Raw genomic sequence first — 19,730 nt, 5'->3', positions numbered from 1 at the left:
AGGCTTCTTTTTTCTATTTTCACTTGTTTTCATAGAATAAATCCTTTATAATAGTAACAGAGTAATCTGGGACGGGTTTTTTTATTTTAATCTACTTGTGGACGGGACCGGTTTATAGATTAAACGATAAGTAAAATAGTACTTTATAAATCTGTGGAGGTGTTAATTAGTTAGATGTCGAACAATCAAATAGATAAACTTTCATGTATTCCCTTAGGTGGGGTTAGTGAAATTGGAAAGAATATGATGGTAGTAGAAATAGAAGATGAAATATTAATTATTGATGCGGGTATTATGTTTCCCGAGGATGATCTGTTAGGGATTGATTTAGTGATTCCTGATATGACTTATCTAAAGAAGAATCGGGATCGAATTAAAGGAATCGTCTTGACACATGGACATTTAGATCATATCGGGGCTTTGCCTTATCTATTAAAAGAGATTAATGTTCCGGTTTACGGTACTAAACTTACCTTGGGATTGGTTCGCGGTAATCTAGAAGAACATGGTTTGTTGAAAGATTCCTACCTTAAGCATGTCTATCCTGGCCATACAGCCCAAATCGGTGAACATTTTAATGTGGAATTTATTCGTGTCAATCACAGTATTGCCGATGCCTGTGCGTTAGCAGTCCATACTCCGGTTGGTACGTTAGTCTATGCCAGTGACTTCAAGTTTGATCAAACGCCAGTAAATGATCAAATGGCGGATATACACCGGTTAGCTGAATTGGGGCAAGAAGGAGTGTTGGCTCTTTTTTCTGATAGTACCAATGCTGAACGCGAAGGATATACTATGTCAGAAAAAGTAGTAGGCGAGACGATCGATGAGATATTTAGTGATGCGGATGGCCGAATTATTGTTGCTTCTTTTGCTTCTAATATTGATCGAATTCAGCAGTTTATAGATTCCGCCTTTAATCAGAATCGTAAAGTTGCTGTCACCGGGAGGAGTATGATCAATAACGTTGAAATTGCTAGCGAATTAGGTTATCTAGATATTCCTGATGGAATGTTAGTTGATTTAGATGAATTAAAGGATCTTCGGGATGATCAGATAGCCTTGATTACTACAGGTAGCCAGGGTGAACCTATGGCTGCTTTAACCAGGATGTCCCGCGGTGATCATCGTCAGATTAATATAAAATCTGGAGATACTGTAGTTGTTTCAGCTACAGCTATTCCTGGTAATGAAAAGTCTGTTGGTAAGACAATAAATAAGCTCTTTAAGCGTGGAGCAGATGTTATCTATGAATCTGTTTCAGGTGTTCATGTTTCTGGTCATGCCAGCCAGGAAGAGTTGAAATTAATGCTGAATTTAGTCCAACCCGAATACTTTATTCCCGTCCACGGCGAATATCGCCATATGCATTGTCATGCTAAACTTGCTCGAGAAGTAGGAATTCCAGAGGAGAATATCTTTATTAATGAACCGGGTAATGTAATGGAATTTAGTAATAATGATGGACAGACGACCGGTTCAGTTACAGCTGGCCGGGTGTTAGTAGATGGTTTAGGTGTTGGCGATGTAGGAAATATCGTTTTAAGAGACCGCCGCTTACTTTCACAAGATGGAGTTTTGATTGTGGTAGTTACGATAGATGATCGCGGTCAGATTGTAGCCGGTCCTGATATTATCTCGCGTGGATTTGTTTATATTCGCGAATCGGGAGAATTGATTTCAGCTGCTACTAGAAGAGTAGAGAAAGCATTAAGCAAGTGTGAACAGAATAATGTTACTGAGTGGTCAATCCTTAAGTCTGAGATCAAGGATGCTCTTGGTAGCTTTATTTATCATAAGATAGAGCGAAGACCGATGATTCTACCGATTATTATGGAAGTGTAATTTTTTAAGCAAGTAAAAGGCTTTAAAGCCTTTTACTTGCTTTTTTAATGTATAGTATAGGAGGGAACAATAGAGTCAGTTATATTGTTTTCATTTTTTATTTTTGATTTATTTTTTCTCTAATGTTTTTAATTTTATTTATTATATTTTCTGCACCTACAATTTCAGTTACCATACTAATACATTTAGCTCCTCGAGCTTTTACTATATCCATATTGTGTTCCTTGATACCTCCAATTGCTACAAAAGGAAGATCAATATTTTCTACTACATAATCTAAATACTCTAATCCAACAGGATTGCAGACATCTTCTTTAGTATTGGTTTTAAAAATTGGACCAACTCCTATATAATCAGCTCCACGATTTTGAGCTTCTCTAGCTTGCTGGGGTGAATGAGTTGATAATCCAATGATCTTATCTTGCCCGACAAGATTTCTTACCTCTTCAATGGGGAGGTCCTCTTGACCAATATGAATTCCATCAGCATCTACAGCTAAAGCCAGATCAACATCATCATTAATAATGAATTTAACTCCAGCTTGCTTAGTCATTTTACGAAGTTTAAGACATTCTTTATATTTGTAAAGCATTTTTTTCTTTTTAGCTCGGTACTGAATAATTTCAATGTCTGCTCTTAACATTTTGTCAACTACTTCAATATTGCTTCGTCCTAATGAATATTCTTCGGCTGTTAGGCAGTACAAATCTGTGTCTAAAACATTTTTGACCATATTATTCTTCCTCCATTATATTCTATGCCAGCATTTAAAAACTGGTTGGTAGCCTTTCTTTATTAGCATTTTTTTAACTTCATCAACAGTTCTATCATCAGAAATATCAAATTGTTTTTCATCTTTATCATGAGCATATCCACCTACTGCTGTAGATGATTCAGCAGATAATTTAGTAACTCCCAAGGGGATTAAATTATCTCTTAGTTGAGCACTTTCTCTAGTTGATAAATTAAGCCCTATTCGAGGTAAAAATAATCGGTAAGCTAACATAATTTGGACTAAGTCTTTATTTTCTACGATAGAATTAGGTTGATAGGAACCAATATGTGGTCTTAATCTAGGTACAGAGATATTAATTTCTGTTTCTAAGTATTTATTTTGAAGATATTGGGCATGTAAACCAGTCCAAAATGTTTCTTCTTGCCAATTATTAAGCCCTAATAAAGCACCAATATTTACCTTTCTCATTCCGGCCTGACATCCTCTTTCAGGAGCATTTAAACGAAATTGATAATTTTTTTTAGGTCCTTTAACATGTACCTGATCATAAATTTCTTCATCATAAACTTCTTGATAAATAGTTAATCCGTCAATTCCAGCGGCAATTAATTCTTTATATTCTTCGGTTTCTAGAGGATAAATTTCAATTGTTAAAGAAGGAAAATAATCTTTAAGTACTTTAATGACTTCTTTCAGATAAGAAATAGGAGCATGGGTTCTAGATTCTCCTGTTAAAATTAGTAGATTTTTAAATCCTTTTTTAGCTATTGCTTGAGCTTCTTTTTCAACTTCACTTAAATCAAGTTTGCTTCTTTGAAAATCATTAGTTACATTAAAGCCACAGTAACTGCATTGATTAACACAGTAATCTGATACATATAATGGAGCATATAGGGATATAGTTCTACCAAAATGTTGAATAGTTAATTCGTGTGCTTTTTGAGCTAATTCTTCTAAAAAATTACTAGCTGCAGGGGCTAATAAAGTTAAAAAGTCTTGTTGATCTAGGTTATCTTTAGTTAGTACTTTGGTTACATCTTGAGCTGTTATTTGCTTTAGATAATCAGAAAAGTTAACATCTTTAAATTTACTATAGGTATCATAATAACTCATTTTATTCACCTAAAAAGCCTGTTAGTGGTGATGAAGCTGAAGCTTTATTTTTAACTTTTCCGGTACCAGCTAAATATGCTTCTCGTCCAGCCTTAACAGCTCGATCAAAGGCCCTAGCCATAGCAACAGTATCTTCTGCAGTAGCTATTGCAGTATTAACTAATACAGCATCAGCCCCCATTTCCATAGCTTCGGCAGCTTGGGATGGTTTACCAATTCCTGCATCTACTACTATTGGTAATTTGATTTCATCAATTAAGATTCTAACTAATTCTTTTGTTTTTAAACCGCGATTAGAACCAATAGGGGCTCCTAAAGGCATTACTGCGGCTGCTCCTGCTTCTTCTAATTTTTTAGCAACCATTAAATCGGGACTTACATAAGGCAGTACTACAAATCCTTCTTTAGCTAATATCTCTGTAGCTTTAATTGTTTCTTGGTTATCTGGAAGTAGATACTTATTATCTGAGATAACTTCTATTTTAATCCAATTACCGCAACCAGCAGCTCTGGCAATTTTAGCAATTCTGACTGCTTCTTCGGCAGTTCTAGCCCCTGAAGTATTAGGTAGTAATCTGCAGTTATCAGGGATATAATTAATCACATTTTCTTCTGGGGTATCAAAGTTTACTCTTCTTAAAGCCATTGTTACTACTTTGGAATTAGCAGCTTTAATTGTATCAGGGATAATCTCTTGATTTGGAAACTTTCCTGTTCCGGTAAATAATCTGTTCTCCAATTTTTCTTCACCAATGATTAATTTATCAGACATTTTTATCCTCCTCCTACAAATTTAAGTACTTCTAATTTATCTCCAGCAGTTAAGATGATACTGGAGCATTCTTCTTGTTGAATAATTTCTTGATTATATTGTATTACTAATTTATCAGGGTCTAAGTTTTGAGCAGTTAAAAAGTCAGTTAATGGTATTTCTGATGTTAATTCTTTTTCTTCTCCATTTAAGATTATCTTCATTTTATCCTCCTTTCTTAATATTAAATAATAAAAAAATGCTTCCTTATAAGGAAGCATTTTTGATATATACTGATAGTTAACTTTATCAGGCAGCTTCCCTACGCTAGTATTATCCAGGTCAGGTTATAGGGTTGAAGCTAAGCTCCTCTCAGCCATTTAAGGCACCCCTAGCTTGATTATTTGATTGTACTTATATTTTATATCATTTTATCATTAATTTCAATACTTAATTTTAGTTATTCAATAAGCTAAATGCATAAATAATCTTGAGATTATCATACTAAAAATAAATTATTTCTTATGGAGGTGTAGTTGATTTGTCCGAATATAATCAAGAGCAAGAAACTGAAGAAGAGAATAAAATTAGTATTCCGCGTAAATCTAAACCTAAAAGAAAAAAGAAGGCTTCTTCTCAGAAATCTGCAGGAAAGTTAGAAACATTAAAACAGTTAGGCCAGACAAAGTTGCCTAAGAATATAGATAATGATATTCACTGCATCAACATTGTAGGCCAGATTGAAGGCCACAGAAGTCTGCCACCGAAGAATAAAACCACCAAATATGAACATTTAATTCCTCAATTAGTAGCTGTAGAGCAGAATCCGAAGGTTAAAGGTGTAATTATAACTCTGAATACTGTTGGAGGGGATATAGAAGCAGGATTAGCCATTTCGGAAATGTTGAGTAGCCTTTCTAAACCTACAGTTTCTTTAGTGTTAGGAGGTGGACATAGCATTGGGGGGCCGATAGCTGTAGCTACGGATAAGTCTTTTATTGCTGAAACAGCTACTATGACTATTCATCCTATTCGCTTAACTGGGAAAGTAATTGGAGTTCCTCAAACTTATGATTATCTGGATAAAATGCAGGATAGAGTTATTAATTTTGTCAGTAGACATTCTAATATTTCCAATGAAGATTTCAGGAACTTAATGTTTAGAACTGGTGAATTAGTTAGAGATGTAGGGACAGTCTTGATTGGAGAGGAAGCAGTGGATAAAGGGATGATTGATGAAGTAGGTGGCTTGAGCCAAGCTATTAAAGCACTAAAAGAAAAAATTGATGCTGAAGAAGATAATAAAGATAGTAAAGTAGATATTGAAGCCAATAATGGAGATGTTGCAACTGAAGCTATAGAAGTAGTCAGGCAAAATACATTAATGTAGAGGTGAAGTAAATGGTATATTACTCTATCATTCCAGCGGGAGATATATTCGCTGAGGAAGATGAAGAAGCTGAAGAAGAGTTAGTTGAGCTTGAAGTTGATGGAGTAACAATGTTAATCAATCAAACAGAGGTTGATAAAGGAGAGATAGTCAAGGTTATTAGTTCTAATCCTCAAGATTATCTGAATGCAGATTATCAACCTGGAACTATGATTAAATTTGAACCACAGATTTAAGTATTAAAATAAGATATTGTTAATTGTAACCATGGGGATAGAATTCTGTTCTTCTATCTCTATGGTTTTATTGATATATTGTTGCAGTTCTTATTTGCGACTAATGTGGTCTCATTTATGATATTGCGGGAATAGTCAATATGTATCCGCTGCTTGCCATTCGCTCGACGTCCTGTCTCACTCATTCTCAAAAAACAGTTTTCCGCATAGCCAGCATAAAGACCAATACTGGCTATGGGAGTAACTCATTGAGCAAAAAGATAGTATTAGTGCTCTAATTGACAAGGCTAGGAGCAAGGATTTATAATCCTGCGGACCCTCCATGGCTCCAAACTGTTTTTAAGAGTCGCTCTGGACACATATTGACTATTATAATATAATAAATTGCTATGGTCATCATTAATAGGAATTGCTACAAGCATATATTGACTATTTGTGGTATCACATTGCAATTACAGCCTGGGTTATTTCGGAGAAAAAAGATCTGGAACGGAGAAACTTCCCAAGCTGTGGTTACAGCACAAAATTTTCATTGATCTGGTCTTAAACGCTTCCTCAGATAATTTTGCATAATTAGTTGATATCTTGCAACAAGCGACTTTAAAGCAGTCCCACAAGAGAGAAAGGTTAATATATAAAGCGAAATCTTTAAATCGTAACACTAAGGTTGATTTACTGCTGAGTGACTAGGGCTGATTTTCGGAGCGTTTGCAAGATATCAACTCTAAACTGCAACAATATATCAATAAAATGTCAGTTTGAAGTGGATTTAACAGCAGTGATTGCATATTAATTTAGTGTAAGTAAAGATAAATTAACAGGGGAGAGGACTAAATGGTTTTAATAATTCTGTTCAGCGGTTTGTTTAGTTTTATCTATGGTTTGAAGCTAACTAATATCAGTTTAAAGGATGCTGTTGATTATCGGATTAAGTTTTTACTACATAAAATTACTGAGAATAGATTATTCAGCCTAGTAGTTGGGATGTTAATCACAGTTCTTTTTCAGAGCAGTAGTGCCACAATAGTATTGATTATGAGTTTTGTCAATGCTGGCTTGTTGGGGGTATATCAAGCATTGAGCTTAGTACTTGGTGCTAATATTGGAACTACAGTTACTGGTCAGCTCTTTTCGTTTAATCTAGAGAATTATCTTTGGATATTCTTTCTTATAGGAGTAATCTGTTATTTTATTTATTATAAGTCAGAAGATGATAAATGGTTGAGTTATACTGGAGTCTTTATTGGTTTTGGGCTTATATTTTTCGGATTAAATTTATTGACTGCTGCTTTTGCTCCGCTGAAAGATACAGAATTTTTTTTAAGAATTATCTTTAGATTATCAGGGAATTCATTTTTGGCTTTAGGAAGCGGAGTGGCTGGAACAGCTATTCTTCAAAGCAGTAGTGCTTTTATAGGAGTTATCCTTGCTTTAGCTAAACAGAACTTAATTCAGCTGTCTACTGCACTTAGATTATTATTAGGTAGTAATATAGGTACCTGTATTACTGCTGTGATTGCAGCAGTTAATAGCTCTGCAACAGCAAAGAAGATAGCGATAGGACATATTATCTTTAATTTTGTAGGGGCATTAATCTTTCTACCTATGGTTAACTTCTATTCCTCTTTAATTACTCTTACTAGCAGTAATCTAGCCCGCCAAATTGCTAACGGACATACTGGATTTAATTTAATTAATGCTATTTTATTTTTTTTGTTATTTGACAGATTCTACTGGTTAGTCGAGTCAATTACTTATGCATTTAGTAGAACTTAAAACTAGTATTTCTAACTTTTATATGTTATAATTGAGGTAATTAATAATTTGTGGAGGAGTGAAGTGTTTTGTCGCTAGGAATGATATTTAATCTGTTAGGGGGACTAGGGCTTTTTATCTATGGAATGAAGCAGATGGGAGATGGTTTACAGAAAACAGCAGGAAAAAAACTGCGACAGTTATTGGAGATGTTGACCACTAATCGCATAGCAGGGGTGTTAGTGGGGACAGGTGTAACTGCTATTATCCAGAGCAGTAGTGCTACTACTGTTATGGTGGTAGGCTTTGTTAATGCTGGTTTGATGACTTTAAAACAGTCTATTGGAGTTATTATGGGGGCCAATATTGGGACTACAATTACTGCTCAATTAATTGCCTTTAAAATATCACATTATTCCTTCCATGCTATTGCTATAGGAGCTGCTCTATACTTATTTGGAAAGAAGCGGAAGACTAAGTATATAGGTCAGGTTCTGCTAGGGTTTGGTATTCTTTTTTTAGGTTTAAGCACTATGAAGGAAACCATGAGACCTCTGCGTGATTCACAGATGTTTGCTGTTGCGATGGAGAGGTTTGGATCTTCGCCGATTTTAGGAGTTATATTGGGGACTGTAGTGACTGTTATGGTTCAAAGCAGTAGTGCTAGTATTGGTATCTTAATTAGTCTTATATCAGTAAATGCCATTACTTATCAGATGGCAGTACCTATTTTATTAGGAGATAATATCGGAACTACTATAACTGCTTTATTATCTAGTGTTGGGACTAACTCTACTGCTAGGCGTTCAGCTATGGCCCATATGATCTTTAATGTACTTGGTACTTTTACATTTATTGCTGCTTTATATTTGATTCCAGACTTACCAGCAGCATTAGAAAAGTTCTTTATTGGTCTATCCAATTATTTTGGGCAGGAGGTCAGTGCCGGTAGATTATTGGCGAATACCCACTCAGCCTTCAATATTTTAAATACTCTTCTCTGGCTGCCTTTTGTAGGCGTTATAGTAAAAGTAGTTACTTCATTAATACCTGAAAAAGATGTGGAGTTTAAGAGCGGGACTAAGTATATTGATGAAAGAATGATTGAAACTCCAGGTGTTGCTCTAGATCAGACTAAAAAAGAATTGATCAGAATGAGTAAATTGTCACAAAAGTCTGTTATTAAGGCTCAAGAATCTTTTTTAAGTGAAGATGAGGACTTGGCAGCTGAGATTAAAGAGATTGAAGAGGTTATTAATGATTTAGAATGCAGTATTGTAGCTTACTTAACTGATATTTCGAATAAGTCTTTATCGGAAAAGGATATCAGCAGACTTAATGGATACTTAAAGCTAGTAGATGCTATTGAAAGTGTAGCCGATAATGCTGAGAATATTGCTGAATTAGCTGAATATAAAATTGAACATAAGCTTGAGTTTTCTGGACAGGCTATAGAAGATATTGAGTATATGTTTAAAAAGGTAGATGAAGCTGTGCAGATTTCCATTAAAGCTTTAGAGGAATTGGATATTAAGAAAGCTAATAAACTTTTAGAATTAGAAGGTGAAATCGATACTTTAGAAAAGGATTATCGCAATTCTCATTTAGGACGGTTAAATGATGGAGACTGTTTACCGGTATCCGGAGTTGTCTTTTTAGATGTACTTAAAAATGTAGAACATATAGGTGACCAAGTAACTAAAATTGCTTATTCAGTTTTAGAAGACTTGAAAAGTGAATAATAGTAATTAAAAGAATGTATCCTGCCAGGATACATTCTTTTTTGGTTAATTATAAATTGCAGGATTATTTAATTCCGGTCTCGAATAAGGTGGTGAGGTGGTTTAAGTTGAAGTCAACGCTAGTTAAAATATATCAGGAACGGAATAATGAATTATTGGGAATATTTCTTATCGTACTGGCTATTCTATTAGGAATTAGTTTTTATTTTAAAGCTACAGGATTGGTAGGTAGGATTTTAACCCAGGGATTTAAAGTGATTTTGGGAAATGGAGCCTATATAGTACCTTTTGTTTTCTTAATGTGGGGGATTAATTTAGTTAGAGATAAAGAATTCAAGATTACTGGACGATCAATAGGTTTATGTCTGCTCTTTTTAGTTATTTTGACTCTGTTTCATTTTGAGTCTGGGACTAAATTAGAATTTAAATTTGCTCTGCAGGGAAGAGGCGGTGGCCTAGTTGGCGCAGTAATCCTATATATATTACGGAGAAGCTTAGAGGATTTAGGAGCCTATATTGTATTAGGAGCTGTTAGCTTAATCGGAATGTTACTGGCGACTGATCTATTTTTATCCACACTTGTAAAACAGATAACTGAATATTTTATGGAATTATCTGTTAAGTTCAAAAATAAATTAAATCAGTTCAAAAAGAAGTTAATTCCGGAGAAGAAGGCTACAAAAAATTCGGAAACTGTTCAAGAAAAAGAAAGTAGTCAGGTTAAAGTTAATAAAAACAGCAAAGATAATAAAGAAAAACAGCTGCCAAAACAAGAAAAAGCAGACCGGTCAAATACTGAAAAACAGAATAAGCTGCAGGTTGGTACTGAACAGGAGATTAAACAACCGGAGCTTTTTGCTGAAGAATTAGAAGTAAAGGATAATGAATATATTCTCCCCCCCCTATCACTACTACAAAAGGTTCAGGTAGGAAGTAGTGCTGGAGTAAATCAGGCTGACGGCGACTTATTAGAGAAAACTCTGGATAACTTTGGTGTTGATGCTAAAGTTGGAGATGTAAGTTATGGACCAACAGTTACTCGTTACGAGGTTCATCCGGCTCCGGGAGTGAAAGTCAGCCGTATATCGAGCCTTTCGAATGATATTGCTCTCGCCTTAGCTGCTTCAGATGTCAGAATTGAAGCACCGATTCCGGGTAAAGCAGCAGTGGGGATTGAAGTGCCTAATCAAGAACAGATCATGGTTTCACTCAGAGAAATTCTAGAGTCTGATGCATTTCAAAACTTTGATTCTAAACTGGGGATTGCTCTAGGCAAGGATATAACCGGCAAGTCAGTAGTAGCAGATTTATCCGGAATGCCTCATCTGTTGGTGGCAGGAGCTACTGGTTCGGGAAAGAGTGTCTGTATTAATAGTATTATCAGTAGCCTTCTTTATCGCGGAAGTCCGGACGAGCTTAAATTAATGTTAATTGATCCTAAAAAGGTAGAACTTAATATTTATGATAAGATACCCCATTTGATAGCACCAGTAGTGACTGATCCTAAAAAAGCAGCTTCAGCCCTAAAATGGGTTGTCCAGGAGATGGAGAATCGCTATGAATTATTTGCTGACAGCGGAGCTAAGGATATTGCTAGTTATAATCGCCAGTTATCTGAAGATGAGGCTGACCAGAAATTGCCTTATGTAGTAGTGATTATAGATGAATTATCAGATTTAATGATGGTAGCAGCCGATGCAGTAGAAGATGCTATTTGTCGGCTGGCTCAGATGGCAAGAGCAGCCGGAATACATCTAATTATTGCTACTCAGCGGCCGTCAGTAGATGTAATTACCGGAGTGATTAAGGCTAATATTCCAAGCCGAATCTCTTTTGCTGTCTCTTCTCAGGCCGATTCACGGACAATTTTAGATACTGGAGGAGCGGAGAAACTATTGGGTAAGGGGGATATGTTATTCTCGCCAGTAGGTTCACAGCAGGGGACAAGAATTCAAGGGGCATTTATTTCGGAAAAGGAAGTAAAGAACTTAGTTAAGTATATTAAACGCCAGGATAATCCGGAGTATGCTGAGAAATTAGCTGAAATTAAGGATAAAGATATTACTATAGAAACTGATGATAAAGATGAATTATATGAGAAAGCTGTACGGATAGCCGTTACAGAGCGGGCTTCTATTTCACTTCTGCAGCGTAAATTGCGAATCGGTTATACCAGAGCAGCTAGATTAATTGATACTATGGAAGAAGAAGGGATTGTTGGTGAACATCGAGGTAGTAAGGCGCGCGAAGTGTTGATTGATGAAGAAGAATTAGAAGAATTATTGAATGAAGGTGGTAAATAACTTAATTGGACTCACAAACTAATGATTAATACATAAATATACTGTAAAGTGTAGAAAGGAGGAATAGAATGAATGGAATTTCATTATCGCGCGTGGTCCGTAGCCGGGAAAGGTTATTACAGCAAAATTATAGACAGTTAGACCAACAGGTAACAGATTCTGATCCAGAACAGATAATCCGTCAGCTGCGCCGGATTCAAAATCAACAATTGAATCTACTGGATGATCTAATTTCTGGACTGGAAGAACCAACACCACCTTCACCGTCAGTTAAATTAGCCCAGCATATAGTTCAGCAGGGAGAGACGTTATTTTTATTGGCTCGTAAATATAATACCACTGTAGCTCGCATACTTCGTGTAAACCCTGATATAGAAGACCCAGATGTGATTCAGACCGGAATGGTAATTAATCTTCCGATTATTCTACCTCAAAGACCGGAATGTTACTTTGAATATACAGTGAAACCGGGAGATACGCTGTTTAGATTAGCACAGCGATTTGATACAACAGTAAATCAGTTAGTTTACTATAACAGCATCAGTGATTCTGATTTAATCTATCCTGGGCGAATATTGCTGATTCCTTGTCCGGATAATCAAGATAATCAGAAAAAAAGTTTAGAAGAATATGAAGGAGATATAGAGGTGGCTAACGAAAGTAATAATGAAAATGGGATATATTTTGATACTTTAGCTAGAGATAATGAAAATAATTTCAATGGAACTGTCAAGGATAATTTATTTACTGCTGATACTAAATTTAGATTGGAAAGAATTCTCGAAAATTTCGGGATTCAAGCTCCGGAAAGAATTGATTTTGAAGAAAACATTGTTATTGGAGCGGTCGGATATGATATTGAAGCATTAGATTTAGAAGATAGAACTCTTAAAGTGGTAGTAACTGATAAACCTAAAGGCTACCATCTAATTAAAGTAACTAAAGAAGAGTTTTCAGTTGAAGGATCACACAGAATAGATTTTGTGACAGCTGAAGATAGCAGTTTGGATCAGAAGAGAATTAATATTTCTTTTTAAACTAAAAAGCGACTACCGAGCGGTAGTCGCTTTTTACTCCTTGTATTTTTAGCTTTCATCAGTTGGAACGGTTTCTTCTCTAAATAAGAAAGTGATTGAGTATAGGCCGGCTAGTCCAACTAAAGAATAAATTAATCTACTAAGTGCAGCATTCTGTCCGCCGAAGAGATTAGCTACTAAGTCAAATTCAAATAATCCAATTAATCCCCAGTTTAGAGCACCAATAATTACTAGAATAAGTGCTAATCTATCAAGAGTATCCATTTAAAATCACTCCTTTGGCATTTATTGTGTAAGACTAGAAGTAATGATATACAGTTTTTATAAAAATAATTTATGGTAAAAAAATTAAAGATTTTTTAGATTTGTAATTTAAGCAGGAATGTTTGATTGTTTTAAAGAAGAGTTTAGAGTAGTGTATTAATTTGAATCCAATATTTTTTAAATAATTTATATATAACAGGAGGGAAGTATGATTAATTCTATTAATCAATATTATCAAGATATTTCACATGACTTATTGACAAAAGAAGAGGAAATTTCTTTAGCTAGAAAGGCTCAGGCTGGAGATTCTGAAGCGAAAGATAAATTAATACGCCATAATTTACGTTTAGTAGTTAGTATTGCTAATAAACATCAGGGGAAGGGGCTGGATCTACAGGACCTCGTCCAAGAAGGTAATATTGGTTTAATTACAGCAGTAGAGAAGTTTGATCCTGATAAAGGATATCGGTTTAGTACTTATGCATCCTGGTGGATTAAACAGAGAGTAACTAGAGCTATTGCTAACCAGGGAAAGACAATTAGAATTCCGGTTCATGTCTGGCAGAAGACAAATAAGATATTTAAAGTTAAGGATGATCTCCAGACTGAGTTAGGCCGAGAACCTACTGCTGAGGAGATAGCTGAGGAGACAGATATTTCATTAGAGAAAATAAAGGAAGTAATGCGGGTAATAACAGATCAGAATCTTGCTTCTTTAAATCAGTTTGTTGGTGATGATAGGGATACTGAATTAGGTCAGCTAGTACCAAGCGGTAGTGCTGATGATCCGGTGGAAGGGACAAGCCAACAGCTTCTAAAGGAGGATTTAGAGGAGCTGTTAACAGAATTATCGGATAGAGAAGCAGAAGTAATCAGGCTGCGTTTTGGTCTGCGTGACAGTCGGCCCCGTACTCTAAAGGAAGTTGGAGAAGAATTGGGAGTAACTAGAGAGCGGATTAGACAGATACAGCTTAAGGCTTTAAACCGCTTGAAGCATCCGACAAGAATTAAGCAGCTTAAAGGATATCTGGAGTGATTAGATGACTAAGTATCGCCAGGGTTATGCTAATCGTGGACGGCAGTTGGAGACTGAATTAGAGACTACTAATCAATATTATAATTCACAGGGAATAGCCAAGATACAAAAAATTCCGATTCCGGTTAAAGTTCTTAACTTTAATCCGCAGACTGGTAAGATTACTAAAGCTTTTTATCAGCAGAAATCAACTGTTGATTATATCGGTACTTATCAAGGACGAACTATTGTATTTGATGCTAAAGAGACTAATGTAGAGACAAGATTTGATCTTAAGAATATCAAACAGCATCAGTACCAGTATTTAAAAGACCAGAATCAATGTGGAGCAGTAGCTTTTTTATTAGTTAGATTCAAAAAGTTGGATGAATCTTATTATCTTCCCTTTAAATTATTGGATGAATATATGATTAAAAAACAGCAGGGCGGCAGAAAGAGTATTCCCTATGAGGAGATAGCCATAGATAAATATAAGTTAGAGGCTAACGGATTGGTTTTACTGGATTATCTCAGTGTAGTTGATAAGGTTATAGCTAATAGAGAAGAAAAATAGTTTAATTGTGGATATTGTCATAGTGGATCTATACCATTTTACAAAATGGTATAGATTTTTCTATTAATATTATACTTGATAAAGGGAATAGCAGTTATTATATAGAATAATCATATAATGATAAATAATAGAAGTTTAAATTTATGAAAATAAAGGAAGTGGATAATTGGTGTCAATATTGGATAGTATTATTTTGGGAATAGTACAGGGAATAACAGAGTTCTTACCGATTAGCAGTTCAGGCCATTTAGTGATCTTTAAGAATTTATTGGGCTTTACAGAACCACACTTAATCTATGATGTCTTTCTTCATTTTGGAACCTTGATTGCAGTAACTGTCTTTTATTGGGATGATATTAGGGATTTATTAAGTCTTGATTTTAAATATAATAAAGAAAGACTACTGATAATAACAGCTACTTTTCCTACAGCAGTTATGGGATTTGTTCTGAAAGATACTTTTGAAAGCTTATTTGGTTCAGTTTCAGCTGTGGGTATTGCTTTACTGGTAACTGGTGGTCTGTTATGGTGGGTGGAGAATATGAATATTAGATTTGATAAAAAAGTTAGAAATTTAAGTTTGTTACAGGCTATAATAATTGGTATTGCTCAAGGAATAGCAATTACGCCTGGAATATCTAGGTCGGGAATTACTATTATAGCTGGATTATTTATAGGATTGAAGCGAAAGGCGGCGGCTAGATTTTCATTTTTGATCTTTATTCCAGCGGTTTTAGGTGCTACTTTATTGGAAGTTATTGATTTATTTGAAGTAGGCGGTATAGAGGTTAATTACTTATCCCTTCTTATAGGAACGGTTACTGCAGCGGTGGTTGGCTATGCAGCTATCAAATTCTTATTAAAGGCGCTAGAAAAGGATCAATTCGAATACTTTGCTTATTATGTCTGGGGAATCGGAAGTTTGATTTTAGTATTTAATTTTATTAGCTTAATTTAGGAAAACTGAAAGGAGAGTGGAAAGGGGCTACTAGAATGGGAGATATGGAAGAATTGGGTCAAAAGATTAGGCAGGCCCGTTTAGACCGTGGAATTACGATTGATAAAGTACAGAAGTCGACTAAAATTAGAAAAAAGTATCTAAAAGCAATCGAAGCAGGGGATTTTGAAGTAATCTCTCAAGAAGTCTTTTTGAAAGGGTTTTTGCGGGTATATGCTAATTATGTTGGGCTTGACGGCCAAGAAATATTAAATGAGTATAATGAATTAATAGATCTACGTCAAGAGGTTAAAAAAGGTAAAACGGAGATAGAAGAAGATGAATCAACAGCAGAGAAAGTATTATGTTTTATCAGCAATCACCTAATGAAGATTGTAGCGGCAGTAGTTATTTTACTCATGGTTTTTTTGGGCGGGACTATTCTTTATAAGCAGGGAATTATAGGCAATTTAACCCAAACGGAGCAGAGTAATATGATTTTATCAGAGGAAAAGAAGGATAATACTTCTCAAGAGTCTGTCAGTACAGGAATAGAGGCTGATACGAATAAACAAGAAATTAAGGTCAAGGATAGAAATACTGAACCTTCGAAAAGAAATATTACGATTAAGGTGCTCGAAACATCCTGGATAAAGGTAGTAGTGGATGGAAAGATAGTTTTAGAGGAAATGCTGAGTTCAGGTACAGAAAGAAGCTGGCATGCTGACCGGAGTGTAGAATTTCTTTCAGCCAATGCGGCTGGAGTCAAAGTTGTCCTTAATGGTGAGGCGTTTGGACCTTTTGGCAGACAGGGTGAAGTTATAGAGAGGAAATTTACACTCAAAAGTGAATGAATTAAATATGGATTAAGTAGGGATATATTTGCATTCACCAGATGTAAGTATATCTCTTTAATTTTGCAACATATTCTAAAGTAGTTTATAATACAATTAATTGTACCAAAGGAGGGGCAGGTATGTTTAAAAGCCGATATCAGAACCAAAAAGTTGTCTGGACCGGAACTGATATCTTACTTATAATTTTAATTACTATAAGTATGACGTTGTTATTTAATTTTTTGGTAGCTTCTTTGCTGGAGCATTTATCCTATATTATACCGGGGGTGCTGTCTTATAAACAGATTATAGTTAATTTTTTACAGTTTGCTACTATGTTAATAGTAAGTATGTATATAATTTTTACTAAGTATGGTCTATCATTAAAAATTTTAGGTTTTCAGATGATTGATCTTAAAAAAATGGTTACTTTAGGGATTATAGGCGGTTTTGGTATCTGTTCTATGGCAATGCTGGTTAATCTGGGAGTTCAGAAACTGATTATGGAATGGTGGGGAATTGTGATTCCTTCTCAACCGATAATAACGGAGTTAATGGAGAGCCAGAATCAATTGACCTTTATTCTATATGCTTCTTTGATTGTTATTGTAGCTCCGATTACAGAAGAAGTATTCTTTCGTGGTTTAATGTATCAGTATTTTAAGGATAGATTTGGATTATTTAAAGGTGGGCTTCTAGCAGCAGTGATTTTTGGGGCTTTACATTTTAGTTTATGGTCTTTTTTAGCTACCTTTTTAGGTGGACTAGGATTAATTATTCTTTATGAAGTAAGCCAGTCATTATATACCAGTATTATTGCTCATGCTACCTGGAATTTTATTATAGTTACTATTATATATGTACTTTGGCAGGTGAATGGGGTAGTATAAGAAATGGTGGACCCAGTAGGATTCGAACCTACGACTAATCGGTTATGAGCCGATGGCTCTGACCAACTGAGCTATGGGTCCACAATGGTCGGAGCAGCAGGATTTGAACCTGCGACCCCCTGGTCCCAAACCAGGTGCGCTAGCCAAGCTGCGCCATGCTCCGTAAGGAATATTATTTCGTAGCGAACAATATGTAGTATAACTTATATTGCTTATGCTGTCAATTGTAGCTAGCAAGTTTTAAATGAGATTAAATTAATTAAACTAAGTAGAACTAACTAATGCTCCAATTAAGACAGTGATTTATTTGGTAATGGAAGGGGAGAGAAATGATGAAAATTTTAGTTACTAATGATGATGGAATTTATGCTGATGGAATTCAGCAGCTGGCTAGAGCCTTAGCGAAGAATCCGGATAATGAAGTATTGGTAGTAGCACCTGATAGAGAACAGAGTGCAACAGGACATGCTATTACTCTGCATCGCCCGCTGCGGGTAAAAGAAGTTAATTATGATAGTGCTGATGCTGAGAGTTTAGCTGTTAATGGTACACCGGCCGACTGTGTAAAATTAGGAATTGAAGCAATTCTAGAAGAAAAGCCTGATATAGTTATTTCCGGTATTAACCGGGGACCTAATTTAGGCTGTGATGTTCTCTATTCTGGTACTGTATCGGCAGCATTTGAGGGAATATTATTAGGAGTACCAGCTGTTGCAGTTTCACTGGCAGCTTATGATGATTTAAACTTTACTTATGCTGCTGAATTTATTTCCGAATTAGTAGAGGATTTAGCAGAAAAAGGATTGGATAAGGAAGTATTATTAAATGTTAATATTCCTCCCTGTAATAGAGAAGAATTGGAAGGAGTTCAGATTACTAAGCTGGGTAATAGAAGTTACATTAACACTTTTGATCAGCGTACAGATCCACGGGGGGAAGACTATTACTGGATGGGCGGCGATATTGTAGAAGAGGGCAATGATGAAGAGACTGATGTAGCAGCTGTTAATCAACAGCGGATTTCGATTACTCCGATTAGACTTAACTTGACTGATTTTGAAGCGATTGAGGAATTAAGTCAGAAGGATTTGGATATTTTTTAAAGATAAAGTTAAATTGATATATTGTTGCAGTTTAGAGTTGATATCTTGCAAACGCTCCGAAAATCAGCCCTGATTAATTAGCAATAAATTAACCTTAGAGCTACTGTTTGAATACCCTACTTTATATGTTAGCCATTTTCTCTTTTGGGGCTGCTTTAAAGTCGCTTGTTGCAAGATATCAACTAATTGTGCAAAATTATCGGAAGTGGCGTGAAACCATATTAACGAAATTTCCGTTCTGTAATTACAGTCTGGGAAGTTTCTCCGCTCTAGATCTTTTTTCTCTTCTGTTGCTAATTGCAAATAAGTTAGACTCTCATGATGTGGCTGAGTTATTTTGAAAGCAATCAGAAGTTGTGATGAAAAAAGCTAGATTTCACTCCGAAACAACCAGGTTGTGATTACAATGTAATACCGCAAATAGTCAATATATGTTTATAGCAACTCTCATTGGTGATAATCACAGCAATATATTTTATTATCAATAGTCAATATGTGTCCAAAGCGACTCTTAAAACTGACCCGGAGCCATGGACGGCGGAGGGTCAGTTTTTGACAGTGAGTAAGACAGGACGTCGAACGAACGGCAAGTGGCGGATACATATTGACTATCACTGCAATATCTTGAAACTGCAACAATATATCAATATTCTGTTAAGAGGTGTGGCCGATAGAGGCCATTTTTTATTTTCTCTAGCCTTTCATAAAATCATTTTAACACAATATAATATACTAAACTGCTTTATGACTTATATGGAGGCTTTATGATGAGCAGATATTCTGATTCTAGTGCAGATAAGTCGACTTTATCGGTGAAATGGATTTTCAGAGGAATAGTTGTTAGCTTTCTGCTGTTATTGGCTGTAAGTATTATTGGGGGACTGATAATTACTTTTATAGATATAGATGATCTAATAATTCAAAAGATATTGATTATATTTAATTATCTATCGATTCTGACTGGATCTTTCTTAACTGGACTCAATGTAGAGGGAAATGGCTGGCTGAATGGAGGCTTAGTTGGATTAGGGCATATTGGATTGATTTTTCTTTTGAGTCTGATGTGGGTAGAGACTTTATTTACTTTGGGAAGTTTAATTATGCTTGGTATTGGTTCGATGACAGGACTCATTGGAGGTATGGCCGGAATTAATTTCAAGGATTAAACAGCATATTTACTTGAATTTTCTTTTCTGCCGAAAA

Annotated in this window: 20 protein-coding genes, 2 tRNA genes and 1 riboswitch; of the genes, 15 read left to right on the top strand and 7 right to left on the bottom strand. The window is 35.4% G+C overall.

The genetic code is table 11. The features are described from left to right. Positions 1-174: 174 nt before the first annotated feature. A complete protein-coding gene (locus acear_RS08130) occupies positions 175-1,845 on the top strand; it encodes a ribonuclease J (RefSeq protein WP_013278525.1) in 1,671 nt (556 codons plus the stop codon). Between the two features lie 97 nt (positions 1,846-1,942). On the opposite strand, the gene thiE is transcribed toward acear_RS08130, so the two are convergent. Genes thiE through thiS form a run of 4 tightly spaced genes read right to left on the bottom strand, consistent with a single transcriptional unit; the run spans position 1,943 to position 4,669 of the window. Then, positions 1,943-2,578: a thiamine phosphate synthase gene (gene thiE / locus acear_RS08125; protein WP_013278524.1), complete on the bottom strand. Its 636-nt coding sequence runs from the start codon at positions 2,576-2,578 to the stop codon at positions 1,943-1,945. A 15-nt stretch (positions 2,579-2,593) separates the two neighbouring features. Next, the gene (thiH, locus tag acear_RS08120; RefSeq protein WP_013278523.1) at positions 2,594-3,694 is read right to left on the bottom strand and encodes a 2-iminoacetate synthase ThiH; all 1,101 of its coding nucleotides are present in this window, start codon (positions 3,692-3,694) and stop codon (positions 2,594-2,596) included. 1 nt (position 3,695) lies between these two features. Beyond that, positions 3,696-4,466, bottom strand: a complete 771-nt coding sequence (locus tag acear_RS08115) for a thiazole synthase (RefSeq protein ID WP_013278522.1) — start codon at positions 4,464-4,466, stop codon at positions 3,696-3,698. Between the two features lie 2 nt (positions 4,467-4,468). After that, positions 4,469-4,669: a sulfur carrier protein ThiS gene (thiS, locus tag acear_RS08110; protein ID WP_013278521.1), complete on the bottom strand. Its 201-nt coding sequence runs from the start codon at positions 4,667-4,669 to the stop codon at positions 4,469-4,471. A gap of 78 nt (positions 4,670-4,747) precedes the next feature. Beyond that, a riboswitch (TPP riboswitch) is annotated at positions 4,748-4,848 on the bottom strand. A 138-nt stretch (positions 4,849-4,986) separates the two neighbouring features. Here thiS and acear_RS08105 point away from each other — a divergent pair. The 6 genes from acear_RS08105 to acear_RS12190 all read left to right on the top strand — a co-directional run bounded on the left by acear_RS08105 (position 4,987) and on the right by acear_RS12190 (position 12,908). Then, the gene (locus acear_RS08105) at positions 4,987-5,835 is read left to right on the top strand and encodes a ClpP family protease (protein ID WP_013278520.1); all 849 of its coding nucleotides are present in this window, start codon (positions 4,987-4,989) and stop codon (positions 5,833-5,835) included. Positions 5,836-5,846: 11 nt separating this feature from the next. Further along, positions 5,847-6,071 (top strand): YlzJ-like family protein, encoded by a 225-nt coding sequence (locus tag acear_RS08100; protein WP_013278519.1) that lies wholly within the window; start codon positions 5,847-5,849, stop codon positions 6,069-6,071. 834 nt (positions 6,072-6,905) lie between these two features. Next, positions 6,906-7,847 carry a Na/Pi cotransporter family protein gene (locus acear_RS08095; RefSeq protein ID WP_013278518.1) on the top strand — a complete coding sequence of 314 codons (942 nt, stop codon included), beginning with the start codon at positions 6,906-6,908 and terminating at the stop codon, positions 7,845-7,847. Between the two features lie 68 nt (positions 7,848-7,915). Then, positions 7,916-9,568, top strand: coding sequence for a Na/Pi cotransporter family protein (locus acear_RS08090; protein WP_013278517.1), 1,653 nt, complete (start codon positions 7,916-7,918; stop codon positions 9,566-9,568). A gap of 107 nt (positions 9,569-9,675) precedes the next feature. Then, positions 9,676-11,871: a DNA translocase FtsK gene (locus acear_RS08085; protein ID WP_041667329.1), complete on the top strand. Its 2,196-nt coding sequence runs from the start codon at positions 9,676-9,678 to the stop codon at positions 11,869-11,871. Between the two features lie 68 nt (positions 11,872-11,939). After that, entirely contained in the window at positions 11,940-12,908 is a 969-nt protein-coding gene (locus tag acear_RS12190; protein ID WP_013278515.1) for a LysM peptidoglycan-binding domain-containing protein, read from the top strand. 48 nt (positions 12,909-12,956) lie between these two features. Here the strand turns inward: acear_RS12190 and acear_RS08075 are convergent, their stop codons facing one another. Next, positions 12,957-13,172 carry a DUF378 domain-containing protein gene (locus acear_RS08075; RefSeq protein WP_013278514.1) on the bottom strand — a complete coding sequence of 72 codons (216 nt, stop codon included), beginning with the start codon at positions 13,170-13,172 and terminating at the stop codon, positions 12,957-12,959. 208 nt (positions 13,173-13,380) lie between these two features. Here acear_RS08075 and acear_RS08070 point away from each other — a divergent pair, with 208 nt between their 5' ends. From acear_RS08070 to acear_RS12180, 5 genes are all read left to right on the top strand, one after another. Beyond that, positions 13,381-14,208 carry a sigma-70 family RNA polymerase sigma factor gene (locus tag acear_RS08070; protein ID WP_013278513.1) on the top strand — a complete coding sequence of 276 codons (828 nt, stop codon included), beginning with the start codon at positions 13,381-13,383 and terminating at the stop codon, positions 14,206-14,208. A gap of 4 nt (positions 14,209-14,212) precedes the next feature. After that, positions 14,213-14,761, top strand: coding sequence for a Holliday junction resolvase RecU (gene recU / locus acear_RS08065; RefSeq protein WP_013278512.1), 549 nt, complete (start codon positions 14,213-14,215; stop codon positions 14,759-14,761). Between the two features lie 169 nt (positions 14,762-14,930). Next, positions 14,931-15,719, top strand: a complete 789-nt coding sequence (gene uppP / locus acear_RS08060; RefSeq protein WP_013278511.1) for an undecaprenyl-diphosphatase UppP — start codon at positions 14,931-14,933, stop codon at positions 15,717-15,719. Between the two features lie 35 nt (positions 15,720-15,754). Next, entirely contained in the window at positions 15,755-16,552 is a 798-nt protein-coding gene (locus tag acear_RS12185; protein ID WP_013278510.1) for a helix-turn-helix domain-containing protein, read from the top strand. 122 nt (positions 16,553-16,674) lie between these two features. Further along, positions 16,675-17,424 (top strand): CPBP family intramembrane glutamic endopeptidase, encoded by a 750-nt coding sequence (locus tag acear_RS12180; RefSeq protein WP_013278509.1) that lies wholly within the window; start codon positions 16,675-16,677, stop codon positions 17,422-17,424. Positions 17,425-17,428: 4 nt separating this feature from the next. On the opposite strand, the gene acear_RS08045 is transcribed toward acear_RS12180, so the two are convergent. Together acear_RS08045 and acear_RS08040 are read right to left on the bottom strand one after the other, a co-directional pair. Further along, positions 17,429-17,505 (bottom strand) — tRNA-Ile (locus acear_RS08045). A gap of 4 nt (positions 17,506-17,509) precedes the next feature. Beyond that, positions 17,510-17,587, bottom strand: a tRNA-Pro gene (locus tag acear_RS08040). A 169-nt stretch (positions 17,588-17,756) separates the two neighbouring features. Here acear_RS08040 and surE point away from each other — a divergent pair. The 3 genes from surE (at position 17,757) to acear_RS08020 (ending at position 19,693) form a co-directional block, all read left to right on the top strand. After that, positions 17,757-18,527, top strand: a complete 771-nt coding sequence (gene surE / locus acear_RS08035) for a 5'/3'-nucleotidase SurE (protein WP_013278508.1) — start codon at positions 17,757-17,759, stop codon at positions 18,525-18,527. Between the two features lie 552 nt (positions 18,528-19,079). Beyond that, positions 19,080-19,295 (top strand): hypothetical protein, encoded by a 216-nt coding sequence (locus acear_RS08025; protein WP_041667327.1) that lies wholly within the window; start codon positions 19,080-19,082, stop codon positions 19,293-19,295. Further along, a complete protein-coding gene (locus acear_RS08020) occupies positions 19,295-19,693 on the top strand; it encodes a TIGR04086 family membrane protein (protein ID WP_013278507.1) in 399 nt (132 codons plus the stop codon). The genes acear_RS08025 and acear_RS08020 overlap by 1 nt, the downstream gene beginning before the upstream one ends. Positions 19,694-19,730 lie beyond the last annotated feature (37 nt).

The organism is Acetohalobium arabaticum DSM 5501, assembly GCF_000144695.1.
Taxonomy (GTDB): domain Bacteria; phylum Bacillota; class Halanaerobiia; order Halobacteroidales; family Acetohalobiaceae; genus Acetohalobium; species Acetohalobium arabaticum.
The sequence above is the reverse complement of the archived record's forward strand: the minus strand, read 5'-3'. Positions and strand labels throughout refer to the sequence as shown.